Genomic DNA, 254 nt, shown 5'->3' with positions numbered 1-254 from the left:
GGTCAAGTCCTGGGAAGTGGTGTATCTCCCTTCCGCTGAAACAGTGCGTCTGACTCCAGGTCAGGGACCGTCACGAGCCTGATAGCGAGTCCAGCTCATGCTGCCTCCTGCACGGTGACGTCGGCGTCGATGACGTTGGCGTTCATCATCGTCCTGGTCTGCTCCAGACTCGTCAACGACATGTAGCGCTTCTGCTGAATCCAGTCATCGTGCTGCTCAGCGAGCACCGCCCCGACCAACCGGACCACCGCGTC

At 60.6% G+C, this 254-nt stretch carries 1 pseudogene; it reads right to left on the bottom strand.

Annotated features, from left to right (window positions below):
* Positions 1-95: 95 nt before the first annotated feature.
* Positions 96-254, bottom strand: a pseudogene (locus tag ACT3UN_RS16605) (IS256 family transposase); the annotation flags it as partial.

Origin of the sequence: Corynebacterium sp. AOP12-C2-36 (assembly GCF_052379185.1) — a bacterium.
Lineage (GTDB): Bacteria > Actinomycetota > Actinomycetes > Mycobacteriales > Mycobacteriaceae > Corynebacterium.
Note: the sequence above shows the minus strand (reverse complement) of the source record. Positions and strands in the feature narration are given on the sequence as shown.